This window comes from Coleofasciculus sp. G1-WW12-02 (assembly GCF_040219735.1).
In the GTDB taxonomy this organism is placed as follows: domain Bacteria; phylum Cyanobacteriota; class Cyanobacteriia; order Cyanobacteriales; family Coleofasciculaceae; genus Coleofasciculus.
Genome location: NZ_JAVJRX010000058.1, coordinates 21,128 through 43,998 on the forward strand (window position 1 = coordinate 21,128; position 22,871 = coordinate 43,998).

Sequence of the window (22,871 nt, forward strand, 5' to 3'; positions counted from 1 at the left end):
GATATCGCCTCAGTCAATATTATCGGGTAAGTCATCAATTGACATTCCCGCCTGTTCGAGAAGTTCTTTCAATCGTCGGATCTGAGCAAAGTTCAGTTTTATGACTCGTTCGCCTGCTTCATGACGGATGACTGTTCTGCGCGATATTCCCAAGCAGTCAGCTATTTGTTCCTGGGTCATTCCCAGTCGCTCTCTTACTTCCTTAAGAATTGGCAATTCTGGGTTGCGTTCTGAGTTTTTATAGTTTACCATTCTATTAGGTAAGTGACATTCGGTCACTTTAATGACCATAAACAAACACAAGTGATAGGGAAACGCATAAGGGAAGTCCCCATACTTCCTGTTTCCCTATCCCTCTATGGGTAGTTTCTCACACGAAGCACGTTGCCCTCATGTTCAAGCATGGGGCTGTACAAACTTATGTGTAGCTGCGATTTCAATCGCCTCGTGCGTAAGTCCGGAGAAAGCCTTCCATAGATAAGGGGCGATCGCATATTTACGTTTATGCCAAATGATCGCCCTTTCTCAAAAAACAATCACAATCATCATAACAATGAAACATTCTCAATGGCTTCGCCTGCAAGCTGAAGGCGACAGGATTGTTGCGTCTTTTCGTTCTGATGGGTTCAACTGCTGCAAACAGCCACGCCACCTGTCTTGGCACATTAGCAAAGATTCGATGACTTATCGGTTGGCTTGGCTACCCGCACCAATCAATGAGTGGAGTCTGTTACCTAATGATGGAACGCCACAGCGAGAGCGACTTTTAGCGATGATTCGTTCTATTTTGGAGCATCGGGGATGTGGGCGCACAACCGAACCATTCCCAAAGTCTAACAATAGCTTTTGGAATCAACAATATTATCCTTGGACACTGGTTAGGCTTTTGCCCAATGCTCAACATTATACGGTTGCTCGATTCTACAGCCGCACAGAAGCCCAAAATCACCAGCGCTTTCTGGCAAAGTGGATGCCTGATGCACAGTTCGAGGTGGTTTTCGATGCAGATGCGGTAACTTCTACCGCTAAAGAATAGCATTGTATTCAATTTAGGTAGGGGCGCAAGGCTTGCGCCCTCTAAGGTTGCGGTTCTAAACGATAGGTTTAAGGGCGTATGCCATACGCCCCTACAGTTATGTTGTTTTGTAACGTGGGAAGGATTGAGGCGCGATCGCATTCTCCACCCCAAAACGCGCGATCGCATTCTCTACCCCAAAACACGCGATCGCATTCTCTCTCTCAGTTTTGCTCTATCCCGGTTGCTGTCCAGTCTTGAGACACCCGATGAACTGATACCGTCTCAATCAATATCGTCGGGTAAGTCGTCGATTGACATTCCCGCTTGTTCTAGGAGTTCCTTCAGGCGTTTAACCTGACTCACAGAAAACCTAATTTTGTGTTGCCCCCGTTCGTGGCGGCTGATTGTATTCGCTGCCATTCCTAGTGCTTTCCCGAATTCCTCTTGGGTCAAACTCAAGCGTAGGCGAATTTCTTTTAAGCTTGGCACATTGGGGTTGATATTTTGATTTCTATCGTTTACCATCTTAAGTGACTCTACAAGTTGTAGAGTTAAACAACATAAGCATGGATGGGGAAACTTCCTGGAGGTAGTTTTCCTGTTTCGTTTCCCCTTCCTCACTCTATGAAGCGTATAGCAAACTTGGTTTTCTACAAAGTGTAGGGATCAAGACAGCGCCAGACGCTGAAACTTTATGCTGCAACAGGTGATGCGGCTAGCTTGAGGGGGCTTTGAGTCCATTTCAATGGACTTGAGCTATGAGCCGTGGAATTGATTCCACGGCGGGGTTGGGCTAGCTACTTTTAAGCCTTGCCTGAAATAACGGGCGATCGCATATTTACGTTTATGCCTAATCGCCCTTTCTCAAAAAACAATCACAATCATCATAACAATGAAACATACTCAATGGCTTCGCCTGCAAGCTGAAGGCGACAGGATTGTTGCGTCTTTTCGTTCAGATGGGTTCAACTGCTGCAAACAGCCACACCGCCTATCTTGGCAGATTAGTAAAGATGCGGTGACTTACAAGTTGGCTTGGCTACCCGCGCCAATCAATGAGTGGAGTTTGTTACCCAATGATGGGACGCCACAGCGAGAGCGACTTTTAGCGATGATTCATTCTATCTTGGAGCATCGGGGATGTGGGCGCACAACCGAAGCATCACCCAAGTCTAACCACAGCTTTTGGAATCAACAGTATTATCCCTGGACACTGGTGAGGCTTTTGCCCAATGCTCAACACTATACGGTTGCTCGATTCTACAGTCGCACAGAAGCCGAAAATCACCAGCGCTTTCTGGCAAAGTGGATGCCTGATGCACAATTTGAGGTAGTTTTCGATGTGGATACGGTGACTTCTACCGCTCAAGAGTGACATCGTATCCCATTTGGGTAGGGGCGCACCGACGTGCGCCCTCTCAAGTTGTTGAGATGGGTGAAAATCAACTATTTGTAGTATTTGGGTTACATTTGTGTTACAATGGCTTGAGGTAATTTCAAACTAGCTTATTAGGTACACGCCATTCAGTACAAACACTATGAATAAAGAGTTGTCAGACAGAATCATAGATTTCTTTAATTTCTGGAGAAAAGACTACAACTTCATTGATGCATTAGATTCCAGCATAAACTACTATCAGGCTAATGTGTTAATCTGGGCAGCTCTTGATACCCTTTCCAACCACTGGGCAAAGGGAATAGGGCAAATACAAGATAAGGAACAACAAAAGAAACAACCTAAAAGTCTTATTTTCGACGCATTTCTTGAGCGTTATGCTGGCGCTGGTAAAGCGTCTCACCAGAACCAAACCATCTCACCATTCCAGATGGTTTCACTGCCGCATATTTGGCATCGAGCAGAGTGTTGTTATAAGGGGGACAACAAAAATAAAAAATGCGATCTTCCGAAGGATGTATACAAATTCTTAAAGGAGATAGAACGGCGAGATCCAGACTTTCGTGAAACAGGACAAACCTACCAATATTCGGACGGATCGGGACTAGACTATAAGGAAAGACGACAAACCCGCCAAATTTCGGACGACTTGCGACTAGACGAGATTGTTGAACTTACGCTAGAAAAATACCCGGAAGCAGAAAAATCTAAGCTTGAAAAATGGCTAGCTTTTTCTCGTTTCGGTGCGATTGCTTATAAGGAGATGCGATGCCCGTACATTCATGAGGGACAACATGGAACGAATGCACACAGTTTCCCGCTTGGCAATCATGAAAAGCAACCTACATACTCGAGCTGTTTCTATACTACACCCCCGATAATTGAGTTCGGTGTTAAGTTTATGCTAGGTATATTAGAATCTTGCATTAACAATTTTGAAGCCGAATCCCTCAAGCTAGGCATAGATCCTGCTCCTAAATAATAATCTAAGTAGAATGGCACGCTCCTTAAGGCTGGTGGGCATTGCCCACCCTACTACATCGGCAAGGTTAAAATTGTGGGTAAAATTTTTCTGGATAGCTACTCTCATAAGGGTTTGGCGAAAATACTTGACCAACGTTTTAACCTTGCCAGTGTACTACACTCATGCTAACTTGCGATCGCACCGCACCTCATCATGACTTTTCAGGGGAAGTTTCTAAACCGGCGAAAGTCGGGGCGGGTTTAGTCACATCTGGGTACAACCGAAAAGATAGTAGTGAAACCCGCCCCTACACAATCTCCCTTCATTGCGCCATATATTGTAGAAAAAAAGACCCAATCCCCCCTTCCCGCCTAACCCGGACAGCCAATACTCTAAACTGAGAGATCGATCATCACAAAAAAGGGAACCTAACGATGCGACTCTCTCAAATGCTACTCGTCACCCTCCGGGAAGACCCAGCCGAAGCCGAAATCCCCAGCCATAAACTCCTGGTTCGCGCCGGCTATATCCGTCGCATCGGTAGCGGAATCTACGCTTATCTCCCCCTGATGTGGCGCGTTCTCCAAAAAGTCTCCCAAATCGTCCGGGAAGAAATGGACGCCACCGGCGCACAAGAATGCTTACTTCCCCAACTCCAACCCTCAGATCTTTGGAAAGAATCCGGGCGCTGGGACACCTATACTAAAGCAGAGGGGATCATGTTCGCCCTCACCGATCGCCAAGAACGAGAACTCGGACTTGGACCCACTCACGAAGAGGTAATCACCACCATCGCCCGTGAGATGATCCGTTCCTATCGCCAACTTCCCCTCCACCTTTACCAAATTCAAACCAAGTTTAGAGATGAAATCCGCCCTCGCTTTGGACTGATGCGGGGACGCGAATTCATTATGAAAGATGGCTATTCCTTCCACGCCGATGAGGAAAGCCTGAAAAAAACCTATCAGGACATGGATCAAGCCTATCGCAACATGATCAGCCGTTGCGGTTTAGCCTTTCGCGCCGTAGAAGCTGATCCAGGGGCGATTGGCGGTTCTGGTTCCCAAGAATTTATGATTCTGGCGGATATCGGCGAAGATGAGATTCTCTACACTGAGGATGGTAACTATTCTGCCAACGTAGAAAAAGCCAGTTCCCTCCCGGCTGATCCTGAACCGTCTCCCTTTGAGACTTACGAAAAACGGGAAACGCCAAACACACCCACCATCGACTCCCTGTGTAAATTCCTCAACTGTTCCCCAACCAATGTCTTGAAAAACGTCCTCTATCAAGCCGTTTATGACAATGGGATGACGGTACTGGTAATCGTCAGTATCCGAGGCGATCAAGAGGTTAACGAAGTGAAACTACAAAATGAGTTAATTCGTTTAGCCGATCAATATAACGCCAACGCCCTCATCGCCCTAACCGTTCCCGACGCCACCACCCAGGCAAAATGGGCGTCTAAACCTCTCCCTGTCGGCTATATCGCCCCAGATTTAGATGATGATTATATCCGCCCCGCTAGGGATGTCGCGCCGCGATTTTTACGCTTAGTCGATAATACAGCCGTTGAACTGAAAAATTTTGTCACTGGGGCGAACGAAACCAACTATCACGTTGTTGGTGCGAATTGGGGTGAACCCTTCGCCTTACCTAAACATCTGGTAGATTTGCGGACAGCCAAAGCAGGCGATCGCGCGATTCATGACGCTAGCCAAATTCTACACAGCGCCAGGGGAATTGAAGCCGGACATATCTTCCAGTTAGGCACAAAATACTCTAAAGCCATGGGGGCGACGTACACCAACGAAGCCGGGGAAGAAAATCCCCTTTATATGGGATGTTATGGTGTAGGCGTATCGCGACTGGCGCAAGCGGCGGTTGAACAATCCTATGATAAGGATGGAATTATTTGGTCACCCGCGATCGCACCGTATCACGCGATTATTACCGTTCCCAATATCTCCGACGCCAAACAGATGGACGCCGCCGAGACACTTTATCAACAGTTATGGCAAGCTGGTGTAGAAACTCTATTCGATGACCGCGATGAACGGGCGGGTGTGAAGTTCAAAGACGCTGATCTAATTGGCATTCCCTATCGCATTGTCACTGGGCGATCGCTCAAACAGGGTAAAGTGGAAGTTGTGGAACGGGCAACTCACCAATCTCAAGAATTGCCTTTGGATCAGGTGGCTTCTACGGTTAAACAATGGCTTGATGCGGCATTAACGTAACCTCCACAATTAAACTGAAATGAATAAGGCAGCACTGACTCGATTCATTATAGTGGCACTTTATATTTCTGCCTTTATTGGTGTCATGTTGGGTCTAGTCGGTGGATTTCAGACAGGTATTGCCTGTACTGCCATTGTTTTTTTCTCAATTCTTTCCTATAAGTATCCCCGAATCGGATTATGGGGACTATTAATCTATCTTCCCTTTAGTGGTAGCATTATCTATTCTCTAGGCGATGTTTACCAATCAATGGGTGAGAGAATCACCTACTCCGAAAATCATCCCCTATTTCATCTGATCAAAGATGCGTTTTACCTTCCCGCCCTAATCGCCCTGATTCAGTCGCGGGAATCTTTCTGGAAACTACTACCGCAATCGATTTTCAAACCCTTATTAATCGCGATCGCACTTGTGCTAGCGGTGGCGTTAATCACCTTCGGCTTGGTTAATTTACCGCAGCAGTTCGATCCCCAGGTTCAGGGAAGTCCGTTTCTGATGGGAATTCTGGGTTTAAAAGGGCTGGTGGGGTATATTCCCCTACTTCTGTGTGGATATTATCTCATTCGCGATCGCACGGATTTATTTTTCCTGACTCGTTTACACGTTATTGTGATCCTTATCTGCTGTAGCTTGGCGTTTCTCCAATATCTGTGGCTGGTTACCGGTTTATGTCCCAGTAGCAATAGTTTGACCGGAGAAGCTGTCTACAGAGCCAGTTTACAGGCAAGATGTTTAGTCGGCGGTTCTCTGTTATACAATCCTAAAGTTGGGTTAATTCGTTTACCTGGAACATTTGTTGCACCGTGGCAATGGGGTTGGTTTCTCATTTCCAGCGCTTTTTTCACTTACGGGGCGAGTGTCAGTGATCCATCTCGTCGGTGGCGACTCGTGGGTTGGGTGGCGATGGTTGCAGTCTTGGCGGTGGCGGTAATTTCGGGTCAACGCATTGCTCTGGCGATCGTTCCGGCGACGTTTGTTCTGTTATTATTACTCACAGATCAGCATAAAGGATGGCTACCGATTAAATTAGGAATTGGTGTTCTTTTAGCGATTTGGATTACTCAAACCTTGGGAAAGGTGGAAGAACGGGTGATTAGTTTAGTTGATCGCTGGGAGGCGTCTCCACCTCCTACGTTTATGCTGAATCAATTTCAGTGGGTGTTGAGTAAACAACAGGGCTGGTTAGGACATGGTTTAGGACGAGCGACTAATGCGGCGCGTCGCTTGGGGGAAACTCAACTGATTGAAACTTTTTATGCCAAATTGTTTTATGAAATTGGTCCGGTTGGGGTTGTGGCTTTTCTGGCGCTGGTTTCATTGCTGACGTTTCTTACGTTTAAGACATATCGGTCGGTGCAAGATGCGTCTTTACAACGTTTAGGGTTGTGTCTTTGGGTGTTTGTTTTATTTATTAGTTATAACACCTATTATTATCCTCTGGCTGTCGAGCCGGTGGAAATTTATTATTGGTTTTTTGCTGGGGTTTTGCTCAAGTTACCTAAACTTGATGATCCGGTAGGTTCTGAAATACTACGTTCTGATCACAAAGACGCTTAGCCTAGAACACAGGGTAGGGCGCACGTCAGTTATTGGTGTCATTATAAGCTAGTCCGCGCAGGCGGACTTTGTTTGTGTAGCTGCGACTTCTAGTCGCCAGGGCAAAAAAGGGGTTCCTTATTACCGAGGTTTTAAAACTTGCCAAAGGATAAAAATAGTAAAGCTGATATAGCCACATACGACGAGCCAATCCTGCCAATTATTAGAATTGGTGAAAACGTTATTACTCATTTTGATTATAGATTTGAGTTTTTCTAAAAGAAACTACAAATAAACTCTCCAGCGCCATCTGGTTCAAATGAAACAACCATTCCATCCTGGCGAATCCGGGTGCGATCGCGACAATTATAAATCTCTACCGGGCGTTTTACCCCATCAATACTCACGGCGGCTCGATACTGCCAATAATACTTGGCGGAGCGCTTGATACTCACGATACAAATCGAGTGATCCTTGATCATGTGACACACCGACGCCTCAGCCGGAAATGCCACAGTCCACGATAATATCAGTAATCCCAGTAAGCCTATCCATTTTCCCATATCTGAAGCGTCTTCTTCTATGCGATCGCGTCTGCATCTTGGCAGAGTCGGTGAGTTCTCTTAGCCTACTCCCAGACGTGCCATGGCGCGTCTGGTAAACCCTCGCGCTTTGATAGATGGGGATTATCGCTGCGATTGTCAAATTGTCTAATTGCTTTGTTTAAACTTTACCCTCGACCCATTACACTATACAGTAAGCTTAGAAAACTTAAGAAAAATTAATCGTTAAGTAAAAATACCTGTCTATCAGGGTTTCTTCAGGTTCAATACCACTGAAGAGAGGCTTTGTATACACCCACGAGATCATACCGATGACTCAGTTTTTCCTTGACTCTGCCTGGTTAATACCTTGCTATGCCCTATTAGGCGCAATTTTAGCCGTCCCTTGGTCACCGGCGATTATCAATCGGACTGGACCTAGACCCGCCGGCTATATTAATCTGTTGATGACCTTCATTGCTTTTTTGCATGGGCTATTGGCATTACTCGCCATCTGGAATCAACCTGCCCAATCGGTTGTGATTCCGTGGCTACAAGTGGTTGATTTGGATTTATCCATTCCCCTAGAAATCTCGGCCGTTACGATTGGGGCGACGATGGTAATTACTGGCTTAAACCTCTTGGCACAAATTTATGCCATTGGTTATCTAGAAACCGATTGGGGATGGGCGCGGTTCTATTCCTTTCTGGCATTGTTTGAAGCGGGAATGTGCGCCCTTGTCCTTTGCAATTCTTTGTTTTTTAGCTACATTATCCTGGAAGTTCTCACTCTGGGAACCTATCTTTTAGTCGGATTTTGGTTTAATCAATCCTTGGTGGTAACCGGTGCCAGAGATGCATTCCTGACCAAACGGGTGGGAGATTTAGTCCTATTAATGGGGGTGATTGGTATCTATCCCCTGTCCAAAACCTGGGACTTTTCTCAATTGGCAGACTGGGCAAGTACCGCTAATGTTGATCCGAAAGTAGCCACATTGGTGGGTTTGGCATTAATTGCCGGTCCCATGGGTAAATGCGCCCAATTTCCCTTGCATTTGTGGCTAGATGAAGCCATGGAAGGACCTGTTCCCAGCACCATTTTACGGAATGCCGTGGTGGTTTGTACGGGGGCGTGGGTGTTGATTAAACTGCAACCCGTTATCGCTATATCTCCCGTTGCTGTATCCGCCATAATTTGGATTGGTGGAGTGACAGCCGTAGGTGGTACGATGGTCGCGATCGCACAGGTTGATATTAAGCGTACCCTATCCTATTTGGTGAGTGCTTATTTGGGATTGGTGTTTATTGCGGTGGGTACGGGACAAATCCAAACCGCCCTGTTATTAATGTTGACCTACGCCGTCGCCATGGGGTTATTGGTGATGAGTACAGGGGCGATTATTTGGAACAGTATTACTCAGGATGTGACTCAATTGGGCGGGTTATGGGCAAAACGCCCTGCTTGTGGGTTGTCTTACCTGGTGGGTGCGGCTGGCTTGATTGCGGTTCCACCTTTGGGAGGATTTTGGGCGTTTTTACAGTTGGGGGACTCTTTGTTTACCAATCACCTAAAGCTATTTGCCCTTTTGTTAGTCGTGAATGCTTTAGCCTCGTTTAGCCTATTCCGTGTCTTCGGTTTAGTCTTTGGTGGAAAGCCTCAACAAATGGCACAGCGATCGCCTGAGGTACATTGGCCCATGGTCTTCCCTATGATACTGCTGATGGGGTTTGCCCTGCACGTTCCTTTACTCCTGGGAACCTGGCAACTTTTACCGGAATGGGTAAGCTTGAATCCGACGGTGGCGGGTTCGTTGGTGTTGTCAAGTGCGATTGGTGGCGGTGCGGCGGCTTATATGTATCTGAGTAACCAAGTTGAAAAGCCGATACGATTTGGTTCAAAGGCGCTGCAAGACTTTTTTGCTTACGATTTATATACCCAGAAGTTATATCGGGTAACGGTGGTTTTTCTGGTTGATTTGATATCGAGAACGATTTCCTGGGTTGACCGCTATATTGTGGATGGGTTCGTTAATTTAGTTGGGTTTATGACGGTGTTTAGTGGGCAAAGCTTGAAGTATAATGTTTCGGGTCAAACTCAGTTTTATGCATTGACGATTTTGTTGGGTGTGGCGTTATTGGGATTTTTGTTGAGTTTGCCGATTCTTTCGCGTCTTTCGCTGATTGTTGGCGGATAATTGACGTTTTTGTCGGAGTTGTTGGTGGGGAAAGATGTGTTTTTTTAACGCAGAGGTTCGCAGAGGTTAGCGCAGAGGAACGCAGAGGGGTTTGGAAGATTGGGATGAGGTGTAAAGTGAGGTGATTAAGGATAAGGATGTGATTACGGTTTGGATGGATATTAAATGTAGAGATGTGCCATGGCGCGTCTTGAGGTTTGAGGTTTTCGGGGTGGGTTTAATTTGAATGGTTTCTGGTTACTTGGATACTGATAAACTCGCCCTAATTAAGTGGAAGCGTTTTGAGTTGGAATTTTTGACGGGATTATGCTGAGTACGCTGATTGGTTTACCTGTTGTTGGTGCGATTGTTATCGGGTTTTTACCGGGAAAGGTGGCAAAAACTCGACTCCGGGCGATTGCTTTGGCGGTGGCGACGGCGATTGTTTTGGTGACGTTGTGGTTGGCTACGAAGTTTGATATTACTTATTCCGGTTGGCAATTTCAAGAGGAGTTGATGTGGATTCCTCAACTGGGTTTGTCGTACAAGTTGGGGGCGGATGGTTTATCGTTTCCGTTGCTGGCTTTGGGTGGTTTGTTGAATTGGGTGGTTATTTTTAGCAGTCGCATTGATGTTGAACGAGTTCGCCTTAAATATGCATTGATTTTGTTGGTGAATGCGGGGATTACTGGGGCGTTTTTGGCACAGAATTTGTTGCTGTTTGTTCTGTTCTATGAATTGGTATTAATTCCTTTGTACCTGTTAATTGCAATTTGGGGGGGAAGCAAGCGGGAATATGCGGCGATGAAGTTTCTTATCTATACCGCTGTTTCCGGAATTCTGATTCTGGCGGCGTTTTTGGGGATTACGTGGCTGAGTCATTCGACTAGCTTTAATTATGAGGCAATTCACACCCAAGGGTTATCGTTAAGTACTCAGTTGATTCTGCTGACGATTCTATTGGTGGGATTTGGGATTAAAATTCCCCTGGTTCCCTTACATACCTGGTTACCCGATGCTTATGTGGAAGCGTCTCCCGTGGTGGCGATTCTGTTAGGGGGTGTTGTGGCGAAGATGGGAACTTATGGGTTGGTACGCTATGGGTTACAATTGTTTCCGGAAACTTGGTCTTTGGTAGCGCCGGGACTGTCGATTATTGGCGTGGTAAGTGTATTGTATGGTGGGTTGAGTGCGATCGCGCAAAAAGATATTAAACGGATGGTGGCGTATAGTTCAATTGGTCACATGGGGTATATTGTTGTCGCCGCCGCTGCGCTAACGCCGTTAAGTCTTTTGGGGTGTGTGACTCAGATGGTGAGTCATGGAATTATCCTGGCAATTCTGTTTTATTTGGTTGGGGTAGTGGAAACTAAGGTGGGAACTCGTGAGTTGGATGTGCTCAATGGGTTGATGAATCCTACCCGTGGTTTACCTTTGGTGAGTGCGCTACTGATTTTAGGCGGAATGGCAAGTGCGGGTATTCCTGGTTTAGTGGGATTTGTGGCAGAGTTTCTGGTGTTTCAAGGGAGTTATGTGGTGTTTCCTTGGCAAACCATTTTATGTATTTTTGCTTCGGGTTTGACAGCGGTTTATTTTGTGATTTTGCTGAATCGAACTTGTTTTGGCAAGCTGGATAATAGTACGGCTTATTATCCGAAAGTTCTCTGGAATGAAAAAGCACCTGCGATTATTTTGGCGGTGATTATTTGCTTCCTGGGTATTCAACCAGTTTGGTTGGTTCGGTGGACAGAAACGACGACGAATTCGATTGTTTCTGCCGCGTCAACTCAGGTTGAGCAGAACGTGGCGCTGAAGGATGCGTCATTAGTCATTGGTCATTAGTCGTTCTTTTACGTAAATAAAGGGCGGGTTTAGTTACATCTGCGTGGGGCAAGAAACGATAGTTGTTAAACCCGCCCCTACATATTCAAAATTCAAAAGCCAACACTTAAACCTATTTAACCATGGTACAAACTCCAACAAAACCTGCAACTAAATTACCGCCGTCTCAGCATGAATTTGCGGATATTGTTCACCGCTTAGAAGCGGGGGGGGCGATGATTCCAGATACGCCGGAAAATCTGATGCAAATTATCGGAATATGGAAGGCGTATGCGGTGCCCATGGATTTCTATTGGCGCGATTTGCTCTATATTGGGGAACAAGTCTTTTTAAATCCGTTTCCTTTCTTTAAATATTTCCTGCCCAAAGAGTATTTAGAACGCCATAATCATTATGCCGGAGATGATGCGGATTTACGCATTTGGCGCGGTGAAGCGACGGCGCATCCGGAACTTGTGGCATTTATTGAGAAAGGGGAAACCCAGAAAATGCCTAAGTTATTACATCACTTGTGGCATGACCGGATTAATATGGAGTTTGCTGAAGCTTGTATGCGGGCAATGCTTTGGCATCGAAATATGTACGCCCCGGTGAATCAGTTTGATCCCTATCTGGATACTGAAGAATATAAGGACAATGCGAATCGGGCAATTGAGGCGTATTTTAAAGGCAATCCCGTCATGCTGGGATGGCATAAGCTGTTTCCAGAGATGTTTATCGAGCAGTGTCGTCAGGCGTCGTATTATAGTAACTTAGGGCTATTCTGGGAAGTAATGGCGCCGGTGTTCTTTGAAGTGTCTGATCTCTATGATGAAGGGAAGATTACATCTGTCCCCGAGGCGATGAATTTTTTGGTGAATGGGATATTCGCGATCGCAGGTCGTCCGATCTATCATCATGTTTATGTCAAGGGGGAATGCTATGAAGTGATTCCCAAGTCCAAGGGGTTTACCTGGCTGTATGAAGCGGCGCTTCCTTATGTGGAGTCGGTATTCTATCGCACGGCACCGTTTAGGGGTACGAAGTCCTATAATGCCCAAGCAGGGGAAGTACCGAGTGATCAGAAGGACTTCCATTATGGTGTCCTCTATGCGGATAAATTCCCCGTGGGTTCTGCTGGAGTACCGCCGACATTGCTGATGCAGGATATGTTACATTTTCTGCCCCCCTATCTGCAAGGGTTCTATGAAAAGCGTTGTCGCAGCGAAAGTGATATCCTGAATCAGATTGGCATCACCTTTCAACGATCGATGTATTGTGTAACATCGGCGGTATTTCAAGCCTTGCGAACGGCACTGTTGTATCCCTTAGATGACCCCAACCCCAAGCATTTGCAGGCAAATCGAGCGTTTTTTGAGGCGCAATTAGACCGATTCTGTCGCCCAGAGTATGGAATCCGTGATGCGGCGCGGTTACGGAATATTCAGACAGCGGATTATCGGTAATTGACTGGCGATAAATTCTTCTACCTAATCCCTGATTTCTTAAAGAAGTCGGGGATTTATCATGAGAATTTGAACGTTTAAATTACGTTAAAGATTTATATCATGTCCGGTTGAATACCCATAATTACGGTGAGGGAGAGTAGGGGCTTGGTTACCAAGCCCGTACATGGTTAATCTCCGGGCAAAAAAAGCGCCGGGGCTTTCAACATCGCATTTGTGGTAAATATATCCATTGACATAGGTAAAACTACTTAAAACAAAGTTTCTCCAGTCCTAAAAAGGATTACGCTAAGTATTGAGTAGACCAATCCCAAAAAAGGAGATGGGCTTGTGTATGAAGATGACTAGACTTAATGAACTAATCAGTCAAGCGTCTAAAATCTAAAATAAGATACTCCCATCGAGTTTGAGTGATCACACATTTGGTCAGAAAGAGTTGAACCATGAAAAACGAAGAAAATGAACACAACACCCTTCTCGATCAAATGGTGGTATTACAACAACGAGTGGGCGAGTTGGAGGACAAGGTTAGTCAATATGAACAGCAACTGGCGCAGGAACGGGCGACTCGCCAGAGGTTAGAAACCAGCTTGCAGAAAACCGAAGAATGCCTGTCTTTAGTCCTGCGGGCGACGAAGGATGCAATTTATGATTGGCAGATTACCACAGATCGGGTGGAACGCACCGACGGACTCACCAGCATTTTAGGCTATTCCCTCACCGAAGCCGAACCCACTCTCAACTGGTGGCGCGATCGCATCCATCCAGATGACGTGGAACGGATGGATCAGGAGACAGCAACGGCGTTGAGTCAGGGAGACTCCTATCAAATCGAATATCGCGTTCTCCACAAAAGCAATCACTACATTCATATCTTGGATCAAGGACTGGTGGTTGCACGAGACAATCAAGGAAATCCCGTTCGGGTGATTGGTAGCACCATTGATATTAGCGATCGCCAGCAAACAGAAGCCACCCTGAAACAACGGGAAGCCGAATTACGCTTAATTACAGATGCAGTTCCCGCGCTGATTGCCTACGTTGACTCAGATTGCCGTTACCGCTTCGTCAATCGCGCCTTTACCACCTGGTTTGGACATCCAGCCGAACACCTAATTGGTCAATCTGTGGCAGACTTTGTGGGTGCAACAGTCTATGAATACATGCGCCGGGATATTGAAGCCGCCCTAGAGGGCGAACCCATAAAGGTTGAAACGTGGATGCCGTTTCAAAAGGGGGGGTCACGCTACGTTCGCAGGCACTATATCCCAGATATTGATCCTCAAGGCAATGTGAAAGGCTTCTATGCCTTCATTAACGATATCACCGATCTCAAACAAACAGAAGCCGCCTTACGGGAAAGAGAACAGCGCTTTAGCACATTATTTAATGGCATGGAAGACTGGGTACTCGTTTATCCCCTCACTCCCGACAATCAACCGGGACAGTTTATTGAGGTGAATGAACCAGCCTGTAAACGGCTAGGCTATACCCGCCAAGAACTCCTCACCTTATCGATTGCGGATGTAGTGGACTTACCCTTAGCGGATCTTAAAATCAGTTTCCAGAAATTGTTACAAGATAAACGAGTGGTTATCGAATCAGTACATCGCACCAAAGACGGTCAAAAAATTCCCGTTGAAGTCAGTTCCACTCTATTTACACTTAATGGTTTGCCCACCGTTCAATCAATCTGCCGAGACATTACAGAACGACGACAAGCAGAGGAAGCCCTACGCCGTAGTAAAGAAAGATTTAAGGTTGCCCAAGACCTTTCTTTAGATGGTTTTACCATCCTGCAAAGCCTTCGCAATCCAGCCGGAAAAATCGTTGATTTTGAGTGGACTTATGTCAATCCCATGGCGGCAAAAATGCTGCAAAACTCAGTTGCTGGGTTACTGGATCAACGCCTGCTCCAAGTTCTTCCAGGAAACCAAACCAATAGTGACTTATTTGAGCGCTATGTCACAGTCGTAGAAACAGGAGAACCTCATGATATTGAAGTGCGCTACGAATCCGAGGGAATTGTCGGCTGGTTTCGGAATATGGCAGTTAAGTTAGATGATGGCGTAGCCATTTCATTTAGCGACATTACCGAACAAAAACAAGTCGAGTTAGCGGTGCGTAAAAGTGAGGCGGTTCTCAATGCCTTTATTGCCAGTTCACCCATTGGCATGGCATTTTTTGACCGTGATCTGCGTTATCTTTATGCCAATGAAGCCTTAGCGACGATGAATGGAGTCCCCCTGAGCCAACATGTAGGTCGCACTATCTGGGAAGTTTTGCCCCATGTAGCCTCTGAAGTGGGTCCAATGCTGTATGACGTTTTACAGCGTCGGCAACCTAAGCTGAACTTTGAATTCAATGGTGAAATTCAACCGGGTGTTTGTCGCCATTCTTTAGCCAATCACTTTCCCGTTTGCTTACCCGATGGTGAACTTTTGGGAGTGGGTGTCGCGGTTATGGATATCACTGAACTTAAGCGGGTAGAAGCCGCATTACGTATGAGTGAATCTTTTGCCCAAGCCAGAGTTCAAGAGTTAGAAACATTAATGGAAATTACTCCAGTTGCGCTTTGGATTGCCCATGATCCCCACTGTCACACTATGACCGCTAACCGTACCGCGTACAACTTAATGGGCATATCACCAGGTTCAGTAGCAACCGCAACCCCTGCCGATGGTTCCTATTCCCTTCCCTTTAAACAATATAAAAATGGACAAAAATATCTCCCCCAAGACTTACCGATGCAGCGTGCAGCCAGAACCGGACAAGAGGTTATCGATGAAATAGAATTTGTCTTTGAGGATGGAACAGTACGCTTCATCTATGGCAAAGCCGTTCCCCTGTACCACGACTCCGGTGAAGTGCGCGGCGTGATTGGGGCATTTGTGGATATCACCGAAAGAAAACAGGCAGAACGAGAGCGTGAACAACTCTTAGCACGAGAACAAGCCGCTCGTAAAGAGGCAGAATCGGCTAACCGGATTAAAGATGAATTTCTGGCAATTTTGTCTCATGAATTACGCTCTCCCCTGAATCCCATCCTGGGATGGACAAAGCTACTCCGCTCTCGTCAGTTTGATCAAGCCGCAACAGATCGGGCATTGGCAACCATTGAGCGGAATGCTACGATTCAAATTCAGTTAGTTGACGACTTACTCGATGTCGCCCGAATTCTGCGGGGAAAAGTTACCCTAACCCGTCATCGGGTTGATTTATCCATCACAATTAAAGCGGCGATTGAGACAGTGCGGTTGGCGGCACAAGCGAAATCAATTCAAATTCAGACCCATTTTAGGGGTACAGTGGGTTGCGTTGAGGGTGATTCCGGGCGGTTACAACAAGTGGTCTGGAATTTACTTTCCAACGCGGTTAAGTTTACCCCATCTGGGGGACAGGTTGAGGTGACATTAGCGGCGGTGGATGAGTTTGCCCAGATTATAGTCAGCGATACAGGTATCGGAATTTCTGCTGATATCCTCCCTCATATTTTCGACTATTTCCGTCAGGCGGACAGTTCAATAACGCGCCAATTTGGAGGATTAGGATTAGGGCTTGCGATCGCGCGTCATATTGTAGAATTACATAGTGGCATGATCGAGGCAGATAGCCTAGGTGAAGGACAGGGAGCAACGTTTACAGTTAGATTACCCCTCCTCCCAGATAAAAAGCAACGAATCAGACATGACGCCCATACTTACCCAAGAAAGTCTGACACCCCTCGTCTCAAGGGGATACGAGTCTTAGTTGTCGATGATGAGCCAGACACACGAGAACTCATCGCGCTCATATTACAACAAGCTGGGGCAGAGGTAATCACCATGGCATCCGCACAGGAGGTATTATCCCAGTTAAGCCAGTTAAACATTGATATCCTAGTGAGTGACATTGGTATGCCCCAGATGGATGGCTACTGTCTATTGCAACAGATTCGGGGAATGCCCTCAACCCAAGCCAAAATACCTGCGATCGCACTGACGGCTTATGCGGGGGAATCCCATCAGCAAAAAGCCCTAGCCGCCGGATTTCAACAGCATCTAGCCAAGCCCATTGCCCCCAAGGATTTAATTCAAGCCATCGCCTGGTTAAGGGAACAGGGCAATTCACATTGGGGTGCAACCATTAATCGACGGGAATAATTAGGCGCTGCTGAATAAAACTAGCGATGGAGGTAGAAATTACCTCTTAAGTCTTATACATCCAAATCCTTTAACCACCTCTGCGCCCCTCTGCGAAACCCTCTGCGCCCCTCTGCGTTGAAAAATCATAGCTTAACCAAAGCCATAGCCCAAACAAGCGCGATAAAGAAATGTGAACTAGGATCAATTTAGTCAAGTTAGAATCAGGCAGCAATTTCACCGAACCTGAGTGGAGAGCTACTGCTGCCAAGGAGATAAGCCATGGAAAAAGAAAAAGTACCAAGTGCCATTATCACGCTGACCGCTGGTATTGTTATCACCCTGGTCAGTCTGTGGGTTGGTCAAAACCACGGCTTGATGCCAGAACAGGTATCAGAACAAGCGCCGTTAGTCGATAACTTTTTTGACGTGATGATGACTATCGGCACCGCCCTATTTTTGGTCGTCGAAGGCGCCATCGTGATTGCCATGATCCGATTTCGGCGACGCAAAGGGGATGACACCGATGCCGAACCCATCATCGGCAATTTACCCTTAGAAGCCTTTTGGACAGCCATTCCTGCCATTATCGTCATTGGACTAGGGATCTACAGCGTCGAAGTTTATCGAGACATGGGCGGTTTTGAACCCGCCCATCACCATGTCGCCAAAGCCGATACCCCAGCGCATATTGCAAGTATGCCCGGAAGTGCTATGGCGGCGCCTTTAGTTGCCGATACTGAGGGGATGGAGTCCGATCAAGCGGTAGCACCCAAGGGGGCTAAATACGGCTTTGGGGCAGCACCCCAACGGGAAGGACAGACGGCTGACTTGGTGGTTAATGTCACCGGTTTGCAGTTTGCTTGGATCTTTAACTATGCCGATAGTGGCGTTGTCGCTGGCGAATTACATGTTCCCATTGGCAAAGACGTGCAACTGAACCTCTCCGCCCAAGATGTGATTCACTCCTTCTGGGTGCCTCAGTTCCGCCTCAAACAAGATGCCATTCCCGGTCAAGAAACGGAATTGCGGTTTGTTGCGACCAAAACTGGAACCTATCCCGTGGTTTGCGCTGAACTCTGTGGTGGTTACCACGGGGCGATGCGGACACAGCTTATCGTTCATACCCCAGAGGAGTATGACGCTTGGTTAGAGGAAAATCGGATAGCACAGCAGCAAAACCCCAATCAAACCGTTGCTGTGAATCCGGCTGATTTATCCGAGTCCGAGTTTCTGGAACCTTACGCGGCTAACCTGGGCGTTGATGAAAAAACGTTAACCCAGTTACACTCAATGCATGAATCCTAAACAGAAGCACATAACACTCAATTTGTCCATCTGGACAGGCTTCTTTAGTTGTCACAAGAAATTCTGATGACCCAAACCGAAATTGCACCTCAATCTCAAGCCACTTCACACAGCTCCCATCCCACGGCATGGAAGTGGTATGACTATTTCACCTTCAACGTTGACCATAAGGTCATTGGGATTCAATACCTAGTTACCTCATTTGTGTTTTATTTGATCGGGGGATTAATGGCAGTCGCCATGCGAGCCGAACTGTATACCCCCGATTCAGATTTACTTGATCCCAATCTTTACAACGCTTTTCTGACCAATCACGGCACGATCATGATCTTTTTCTGGGTCGTTCCGGCTGCCATTGGCGGGTTTGGTAACTACCTGATCCCGCTGATGATTGGTGCCAGGGATATGGCGTTCCCGAAACTGAATGCGATCGCGTTTTGGCTCGTCCCCCCAGCAGGTGCCTTGCTGTTGGGCAGTTTCTTCTTCGGTGGCGCTCAATCGGGTTGGACATCCTACCCCCCTTTGAGCCTGATTACCGCCAGTACAGCTCAATCGATGTGGATTCTCAGCATTATCTTAGTGGGAACCTCCTCAATTTTGGGTTCGGTGAACTTTATCATCACCATCTTTAAAATGCGGGTTCCCAGTATGCGCTGGGATCAGATGCCCTTGTTCTGTTGGGCGATTTTAGCCACATCCCTATTAGCCCTGTTTTCCACGCCAGTGTTAGCGGCTGGATTAACCCTGCTGTTGTTTGATATCAACTTTGGCACCAGCTTCTTCCGCCCCGAGGCTGGGGGAAATGTGGTGGTGTACCAGCACCTGTTCTGGTTCTATTCCCACCCGGCGGTGTATCTGATGATTCTGCCGATTTTCGGGATTATGTCAGAAGTGATACCCGTTCACGCCCGTAAGCCGATCTTTGGCTATAAAGCGATCGCGTATTCATCCCTAGCCATCTGTATCGTCGGTCTATTCGTCTGGGTACACCACATGTTTACCAGTGGCACCCCGCCCTGGATGCGGATGTTCTTCACCATATCCACATTGATTGTGGCAGTTCCCACAGGGGTGAAAATCTTTAGCTGGGTGGCGACTCTCTGGGGCGGTAAAATCCGCTACACCTCAGCAATGCTATTTGCTATTGGTTTGTTAGGTATGTTCGTCTTGGGCGGACTAAGTGGCGTTACCCTGGGAACCGCACCCTTTGACATTCACGTCCATGACACGTACTACATTGTGGCTCACTTCCACTATGTTCTCTTTGGCGGTTCCGTGTTTGGTCTTTATGCCGGAATGTATCACTGGTTCCCCAAAATGACGGGTCGGATGTACAACGAAACCTGGGGACGGGTTCACTTTATTCTCACCTTTATTGGGGCGAATCTCACCTTTTTACCCATGCATGAATTGGGTTTAAAAGGAATGCCCCGACGGGTGGCGATGTATGACCCTCAATTCACAGCAATTAATCAGCTTTGTACCTTCGGTGCAATTCTGTTGGGGTTCTCTGTCATTCCCTTCGCGATTAATTTAATCTGGAGCTGGATGTATGGACCCAAGGTGGGTGATAATCCCTGGGATGCCTTGAGCCTGGAATGGACAACCAGTTCTCCACCTGCGATCGAAAACTGGGAAGTTCTGCCAGTTTTGAGCCATGGTCCTTATGCTTATGGCATGAATGGTCGCAATGGCAAAAAACTCAATCCCAGTGCGCCGACATCGGGAGAACCTGTTGTAGAAGCGAAGTAAATTTTGCAGGTTGTAGGGGCGGGTTTTACCGTTATCGTTTCCCGTTTACCCAGATGTAACTAAACCCGCCCCGACTTAATGTTCATCAGTTGTATATAGCGATAGGGAAAAAAATTATGCAAGGTTCAACCATTGACGAATATCAAGTCTCGCCAAGCCCAGAACCCTCGGCTGAGGTAACTGTGGCGGCACATGAGGAACATCCCGATTATCGGGTTTTGGGGCTAATAGTCTTCCTCGCCTCTGAATCCTTGATGTTTGGCGGGATGTTTGCCTCTTACTTAATCTATAGAGGCGTATCCGCAACCTGGCCCCCCGAAGGCACAGAGGTGGAACTCTTGTTGCCGACGATTAACACGATTATTCTGGTGTCGAGTAGTTTTGTCATCCATAAAGGAGATGTGGCGATTAAAAAGAATAATCTCTCCGGGATGCGGTTGTGGTATATCATTACCGCTGTTATGGGTGTGATTTTCTTGGGCGGTCAGGTGTATGAATATCTAAGCTTGGGTTATGGTTTGACCACCAATGTGTTTGCCAACTGCTTTTATTTAATGACCGGATTCCACGGATTGCACGTCACCATCGGAGTTTTACTGATTCTCGGCGTCTTGTGGCGATCGCGTCGTCCCGGACATTACGGTGAAACGAAGCATGTTGGCATTGAAATGGCAGAAATTTATTGGCATTTTGTCGATATTATCTGGATTATTCTGTTTACACTGCTTTACATTCTGACACTGTTTTAAAGCGAAGATGTAGAGACGTTGCATGCAACGTCTCTACTAAAACCCATTTAAATTGTGTATTCCCTGTTGCCTATTGCCTTACCCCTTGAACAAACGTTCTTGAATCACAGCTATGACCTTACCAGAGCTACAGCGAGCTATTTACCAATTATCTGTTGAAGAGCAATTCGTTCTGCTGGAAACCTTAGTTCAAGCGTTGAAAGTTAGACACCCATCAAAATCGGAACGTCGTACCCTTGTTAATCAGCTACGAGGTTGTCTGAAAAAACCCGGTCAGCCCGTCCTAACCGATACAGATATTGAGTTGATGCGAGAAGACCGCTTAGTGGAGAAGTAAGCTGTTCGGCATTTAAACCTTAATATCAATAATGGCGCAATCCTTGTAGTGCGAGCATCTTGCTCGCTACTCATACCCAATTTAAATGCATTACAGCTTACCTCAAGTGAGAGTTCTTCTGGATACAAACATTATTCTCGATTTCTTTCTGGAACGGGAGCCATTTTTTCAGCTAGCTAGTGAAGTTTTTGTGTTGCCTTTCTTGGGATTGAGGTATTCTAATCTAAATGCAGCAACAGCTTATTTATATAACCGTAAAAATACTTAATTAATTGAGATCAGGTTCTATGGTGAAACACAGACATTTAGGGTTAATTGGACTCATATCACTATCGGGGATAACCAGTCTCCTCTTAGGCACACCAGCCTTCGCCACAACGGTTGAGCCAATAGCTCCCAGGATAGCCCAACAGACGGCTAACTCTGATGCGGCTGACCAAATATATGGCGAAGCCGTCGAACTCTTTGAACAAGGAACAGCCGAATCATTGCGACAGGCAATCCCTAAATTTGAGCAAGCCGTCAGACTCTATCGCCAAGCGGGTAATCAAGGTAAGGAAGCTGTATCTCTCAATAATATTGGCAGAGTCTACTCCTCATTAGGACAAAAGCAGCAAGCCTTAGACTACTACAATCAAGCCCTGCCCCTATTTCAGGCGGTGGGAGATAGAGGGGGGGAAGCCACCACTCTCAATAATATTGGCAGAGTCTACGACGATTTGGGACAAAAGCAGCAAGCCTTAGACTACTACAACCGAGCTCTGCCCCTAAGACGGGCGGTGGGAGATAGAGGGGGAGAAGCCACCACTCTCAATAATATTGGCAAAGTCTACGACGATTTGGGACAAAAGCAGCAAGCCTTAGACTACTACAATCAAGCTCTGCCCCTATTACAGGCGGTGGGAGATAGAAGGGTGGAAGCCGCCACTCTCAATAATATTGGCGCAGTCTACGACTCATTGGGACAAAAGCAGCAAGCCTTAGACTACTACAACCGAGCTCTGCCCCTAAGTAGGGTAGTGGGAGATAGAAGGGGGGAAGCCACTACTCTCAATAATATTGGCGCAGTCTACGACGATTTGGGACAAAAGCAGCAAGCCTTAGACTACTATAATCAAGCCCTGCCCCTATTTCAGGCGGTGGGAGATAGAGGGGGGGAAGCTGCCACTCTCAATAATATTGGCTATATCTACCACTCATTAGGACAAAAGCAGCAAGCCTTAGACTACTATAATCAAGCCCTGCCCCTATTTCAGGCGGTGGGAGATAGAGAGGGAGAAGCCAGAACTCTCAATAATATTAGACAATTGACACTCCCCGCCCTATAAGTGCGGGGATTCTTAGTTCCGCGACACACCTTACAATTATCTATCCTTGCGGCAATACTTAAACCAAACACCCGTAGAAAACTACCAAGTATTGAGCCTAATTTAGATAACTCCAGAG

At 46.7% G+C, this 22,871-nt stretch carries 18 protein-coding genes and 1 pseudogene; 16 read left to right on the plus strand and 3 right to left on the minus strand.

Translation table 11 applies throughout. The features are described from left to right. Positions 1 to 9: 9 nt before the first annotated feature. Positions 10 to 252 carry a helix-turn-helix transcriptional regulator gene (locus tag RID09_RS10110; protein WP_446335816.1) on the minus strand — a complete coding sequence of 81 codons (243 nt, stop codon included), beginning with the start codon at positions 250 to 252 and terminating at the stop codon, positions 10 to 12. 301 nt (positions 253 to 553) lie between these two features. On the opposite strand from RID09_RS10110, the gene RID09_RS10115 reads away from it, so the two are divergent. Together RID09_RS10115 and RID09_RS10120 are read left to right on the plus strand one after the other, a co-directional pair. Further along, positions 554 to 1,036: a hypothetical protein gene (locus tag RID09_RS10115; protein ID WP_446335817.1), complete on the plus strand. Its 483-nt coding sequence runs from the start codon at positions 554 to 556 to the stop codon at positions 1,034 to 1,036. A 99-nt stretch (positions 1,037 to 1,135) separates the two neighbouring features. Beyond that, on the plus strand, positions 1,136 to 1,276 hold the full coding sequence (locus RID09_RS10120; protein WP_446335818.1) for a hypothetical protein: 141 nt from the start codon (positions 1,136 to 1,138) through the stop codon (positions 1,274 to 1,276). Between the two features lie 24 nt (positions 1,277 to 1,300). On the opposite strand, the gene RID09_RS10125 is transcribed toward RID09_RS10120, so the two are convergent. Beyond that, positions 1,301 to 1,543: a helix-turn-helix domain-containing protein gene (locus tag RID09_RS10125; protein ID WP_446335819.1), complete on the minus strand. Its 243-nt coding sequence runs from the start codon at positions 1,541 to 1,543 to the stop codon at positions 1,301 to 1,303. A gap of 367 nt (positions 1,544 to 1,910) precedes the next feature. Here RID09_RS10125 and RID09_RS10130 point away from each other — a divergent pair, with 367 nt between their 5' ends. The 4 genes from RID09_RS10130 (at position 1,911) to RID09_RS10145 (ending at position 7,176) form a co-directional block, all read left to right on the plus strand. Further along, positions 1,911 to 2,393 (plus strand): hypothetical protein, encoded by a 483-nt coding sequence (locus tag RID09_RS10130; protein ID WP_446335820.1) that lies wholly within the window; start codon positions 1,911 to 1,913, stop codon positions 2,391 to 2,393. 163 nt (positions 2,394 to 2,556) lie between these two features. Next, on the plus strand, positions 2,557 to 3,396 hold the full coding sequence (locus tag RID09_RS10135; RefSeq protein WP_446335821.1) for a hypothetical protein: 840 nt from the start codon (positions 2,557 to 2,559) through the stop codon (positions 3,394 to 3,396). A gap of 416 nt (positions 3,397 to 3,812) precedes the next feature. Beyond that, positions 3,813 to 5,618: a proline--tRNA ligase gene (gene proS, locus RID09_RS10140; protein WP_446335822.1), complete on the plus strand. Its 1,806-nt coding sequence runs from the start codon at positions 3,813 to 3,815 to the stop codon at positions 5,616 to 5,618. Positions 5,619 to 5,637: 19 nt separating this feature from the next. Then, entirely contained in the window at positions 5,638 to 7,176 is a 1,539-nt protein-coding gene (locus tag RID09_RS10145) for a hypothetical protein (protein WP_446335823.1), read from the plus strand. Between the two features lie 254 nt (positions 7,177 to 7,430). Here RID09_RS10145 and RID09_RS10150 read toward each other — a convergent pair whose 3' ends face one another. Then, positions 7,431 to 7,718, minus strand: coding sequence for a hypothetical protein (locus RID09_RS10150; RefSeq protein ID WP_446335824.1), 288 nt, complete (start codon positions 7,716 to 7,718; stop codon positions 7,431 to 7,433). Between the two features lie 311 nt (positions 7,719 to 8,029). Between RID09_RS10150 and RID09_RS10155 the strand changes: the two genes are divergently transcribed. The 10 genes and pseudogenes from RID09_RS10155 to RID09_RS10200 all read left to right on the plus strand — a co-directional run bounded on the left by RID09_RS10155 (position 8,030) and on the right by RID09_RS10200 (position 22,753). Continuing rightward, a complete protein-coding gene (locus RID09_RS10155; protein WP_446335825.1) occupies positions 8,030 to 9,892 on the plus strand; it encodes an NAD(P)H-quinone oxidoreductase subunit F in 1,863 nt (620 codons plus the stop codon). Between the two features lie 306 nt (positions 9,893 to 10,198). Continuing rightward, positions 10,199 to 11,713: an NADH-quinone oxidoreductase subunit M gene (locus RID09_RS10160; protein ID WP_446335826.1), complete on the plus strand. Its 1,515-nt coding sequence runs from the start codon at positions 10,199 to 10,201 to the stop codon at positions 11,711 to 11,713. 122 nt (positions 11,714 to 11,835) lie between these two features. After that, entirely contained in the window at positions 11,836 to 13,158 is a 1,323-nt protein-coding gene (locus RID09_RS10165; RefSeq protein WP_446335827.1) for a CO2 hydration protein, read from the plus strand. A gap of 443 nt (positions 13,159 to 13,601) precedes the next feature. Continuing rightward, positions 13,602 to 17,300 carry a PAS domain S-box protein gene (locus RID09_RS10170; RefSeq protein ID WP_446335828.1) on the plus strand — a complete coding sequence of 1,233 codons (3,699 nt, stop codon included), beginning with the start codon at positions 13,602 to 13,604 and terminating at the stop codon, positions 17,298 to 17,300. Between the two features lie 261 nt (positions 17,301 to 17,561). Then, positions 17,562 to 18,587 (plus strand): cytochrome c oxidase subunit II, encoded by a 1,026-nt coding sequence (locus tag RID09_RS10175; RefSeq protein WP_446335829.1) that lies wholly within the window; start codon positions 17,562 to 17,564, stop codon positions 18,585 to 18,587. Positions 18,588 to 18,653: 66 nt separating this feature from the next. Next, positions 18,654 to 20,339 (plus strand): cytochrome c oxidase subunit I, encoded by a 1,686-nt coding sequence (gene ctaD / locus RID09_RS10180; protein ID WP_446335830.1) that lies wholly within the window; start codon positions 18,654 to 18,656, stop codon positions 20,337 to 20,339. 116 nt (positions 20,340 to 20,455) lie between these two features. Continuing rightward, entirely contained in the window at positions 20,456 to 21,088 is a 633-nt protein-coding gene (locus tag RID09_RS10185) for a cytochrome c oxidase subunit 3 (RefSeq protein ID WP_446335831.1), read from the plus strand. A 112-nt stretch (positions 21,089 to 21,200) separates the two neighbouring features. Continuing rightward, positions 21,201 to 21,425 (plus strand): hypothetical protein, encoded by a 225-nt coding sequence (locus RID09_RS10190; protein ID WP_446335832.1) that lies wholly within the window; start codon positions 21,201 to 21,203, stop codon positions 21,423 to 21,425. Between the two features lie 106 nt (positions 21,426 to 21,531). Further along, a pseudogene (locus RID09_RS10195) lies at positions 21,532 to 21,615 on the plus strand (PIN domain-containing protein); the annotation flags it as partial. Positions 21,616 to 21,712: 97 nt separating this feature from the next. Continuing rightward, positions 21,713 to 22,753, plus strand: a complete 1,041-nt coding sequence (locus RID09_RS10200) for a tetratricopeptide repeat protein (RefSeq protein ID WP_446335833.1) — start codon at positions 21,713 to 21,715, stop codon at positions 22,751 to 22,753. The last annotated feature ends 118 nt before the right edge of the window (positions 22,754 to 22,871 follow it).